This is a genomic window from Okeania hirsuta (assembly GCF_003838195.1).
In the GTDB taxonomy this organism is placed as follows: domain Bacteria; phylum Cyanobacteriota; class Cyanobacteriia; order Cyanobacteriales; family Microcoleaceae; genus Okeania; species Okeania hirsuta.
This window is the reverse complement of record NZ_RCBY01000446.1, coordinates 1-3000: the sequence shown is the minus strand read 5'-3', so window position 1 is coordinate 3000 and position 3000 is coordinate 1. Positions and strand designations below refer to the sequence as shown.

General features: G+C 33.2%; 3 protein-coding genes. 2 read left to right on the top strand and 1 reads right to left on the bottom strand.

The annotated features are described in order from the left end of the window. Positions 1 to 267, bottom strand: a 267-nt coding sequence (locus D5R40_RS31580; protein ID WP_134239654.1) for a hypothetical protein, incomplete at its 3' end; no start/stop codon positions are given. A gap of 1247 nt (positions 268 to 1514) precedes the next feature. Between D5R40_RS31580 and D5R40_RS31575 the strand changes: the two genes are divergently transcribed. Next, complete coding sequence (locus D5R40_RS31575; RefSeq protein WP_124155780.1) at positions 1515 to 2129, top strand: hypothetical protein; 615 nt, start codon at positions 1515 to 1517, stop codon at positions 2127 to 2129. 11 nt (positions 2130 to 2140) lie between these two features. Beyond that, positions 2141 to 3000: hypothetical protein (locus tag D5R40_RS31570; protein ID WP_134239653.1), on the top strand; the 860-nt coding region annotated here is incomplete at its 3' end.

Sequence of the window (3000 nt, the reverse complement as noted above, 5' to 3'; positions counted from 1 at the left end):
AATATCGAAGAATAATCCTCGTAGATCGGCGATATTACCAGTGCCATTTGCCATCTCTTGTAGCACATCTACAGTAAATTTAATATCATTTCCTATATCTTCTAACGTCACCTTGAGTTTAACAGGATCGCTACCAAAGTTATTACCACCTTCCAGGTGAAACATAAATGTGTCACCTGTCATAGATATTGCATGGGCAGCAGAAAAACTAGAAGAAACAAGAATAGAACCAGCAGTGAGTAAAGTTGCAAAAGTTTTGTTTATCATCGGAAGTGCCTCGGTAAAAGTTTTTGTTTACTGTATAAACTATAGCCATAAGCCAAATCTACCATCAACCCCTATCTCCGCAAAAACAAAAATCTTCATTACTTCTTTACTAAAAGCTCCTGTTTTATAAAATTTTGATGAAGTTTATGAGCATCAAGCAATTATGGAAACTTTTAGACCATTAATTAATAGTGTTATAATTATATATTTAATCTATTTTTTGGACATTTGTCAACTACAACCGTTAATTCAATACCATTGTTGGTACACTTTTTATAACTCTACTGTAGTACCATTAAACCAACAATCATTTAGATTTTATATTTTCTCTCTATCCCACCTTATGAGAAGCTCCAGTTTCTCAGTATGTCATGTGGCATTTTCCATATAGGCGATCGCTTGAGAGCTTCTGTAAAAGTTTCACCTTTTTTCCTGTTATTTTTTATTCTTCATCTTTCCTGGTCAATATTAAGTTGTACGGTTAAAGTTAAAAGTGTGGCGAGCCTTAATATAATATCGTAAATAAATCAATCCGGTAAAAGACTAAACTAGGTGGTAAAATCAGAAAGTATATTTTTAACTAGCTATCAACTATTAGCTATCAGCTATCAGCGGAAAAATTTGTCTATATAATTAGGCACCTGTTTCCAGGGCAGTCCAGACCGAAGAGCTTGGTTGATTAATGGATAATTGATAATGGATAATTACCTCTCCCTAAAAGCTATGCTTTATCAGCAAAATTCTTTACAAAAGTGGATAATGCCTATTATAAAAAGCTTACGAGCATTTTTTTGATTTTACTAATTTGACAAATTGACTAACTTGTGTACTTCTAAAAGTTGTTTTTTGTCGTTGCGATGGCAAGGACACTAGGAGCTTTCAGCCTCTATTACATCAAATGATATTTTTGTCAAGTTTTATGTGAAGAAAGATGTTTATAAAGCATATCCCTAAAAGGGAGAGGATTGACAAGTAAGGAAAAAATTTATTTTTTTTCCCTTGAAAGGGCAGGCTTTTAACCGGAATTGTTTAATTATTAATTATTAATTATTCGGTAAAAAATCCCCGAATTCTAGCTTGTAGCTTAATTTTAGGAGGAGTTGCGCATCCCCTTTCTGTACGGGAATGGTACGCAAAGGCGCAAAGCTGACCGCTGATTGCTGGACTGCTGTTTGCCAAGCATTCCGCAGGAAACGCTTTTTAACATTTATTCAGAACTGTGGCAGTTCGTAACATAAGGAGAAAATATGGCCGAATTAAGCAAGGAAGAAATGCGTGAGAGACTGGGAAATATTGACAAAATTCGTGATATAATATTCGGTTCTAAACTCAGAGAGTACGAAAATCGTTTTGAAAAGCTAGAATCAGAATTATCTTTAGCGAAGGAAGAAACTAAAAATCAAATAGAGAAAGTTAAAAGTGCTTTTTCTACAGAACTTCAAGCTACGGTTGATTCTATAGAGAAAAAGATTAGGAATATTAACTTAAATATCCAAAATACTCAAGAAGATGTTGTGGAAACTAAGCAACAAATTGAGCGAGTAAATCGCAAAATTATTACTACTAAAGAAGCTTTAAATGAAATTATTGATAATCAAACAACTTCTCTACGGGAAGATTTATCACAAACAAGGGAGAAATTACAGAATGATGTTAGTCATTTAAAAACCCAAATATTTGAAGAACTTGAAAAGCGCTTTTCTTTGCTTAAGGATGTGAAAGTATCACGGGATGATTTAGCAGAAATAATGTTTGAAGTTGGCATGAGAATGAAAAAAACTGAGTTTGTGAGCGAACTCAAAGAAGCAGCAGATAAAGATTTAGAAAAAGAGCTTTTAATCTCAGACAACCATCATAAATGATCGGAATATAGATGGCTTACTTAAACGAAAAATCGATTAATAAATCACAAGATATTAATCATAATCAATCTGTTGAACTGAATACGGAAACAGTTGAACAGTTAAGACGCTTGTTGAGTTTATTGGTGGATTTAAACTTAGTTGATTTTCCGGAAGATTTAACAGCAGAATCAACGGACTCTCAAGAAGATATAGATTTTCAAGAAACTACAGTAAATCAAACAGAAAATCATCAAAATTCAACCCATCAGAGAATCACAAAACACCCGGAACAAAATCAGCAGAACATTAATGATTTTTCGGAAGATTTAACAGGAGAATCAATTAACTCTCAAGAAGATATAGATTTTCAAGAAACTACAGTAAATCAAACAGAAAATCATCAAAATTCAACCCATCAGAGCATCACTGATTTTTCGGAAGATTTAACAGGAGAATCAATTAACTCTCAAGAAGATATAGATTTTCAAGAAACGGCAGTAAATCAAACAGAAAATCATCAAAATTCAACCCATCAGAGCATCACTGATTTTTCGGAAGATTTAACAGGAGAATCAATTAACTCTCAAGAAGATATAGATTTTCAAGAAACGGCAGTAAATCAAACAGAAAATCATCAAAATTCAACCCATCAGAGCATCACTGATTTTTCGGAAGATTTAACAGCAGAATCAACGGACTCTCAAGAAGATATAGATTTTCAAGAAACGGCAGTAAATCAAACAGAAAATCATCAAAATTCAACCCATCAGAGCATCACTGATTTTTCGGAAGATTTAACAGCAGAATCAACGGACTCTCAAGAAGATATAGATTTTCAAGAAACGGCAGTAAATCAAACAGAAAATCATCAAAATTCAACCCATCAGAG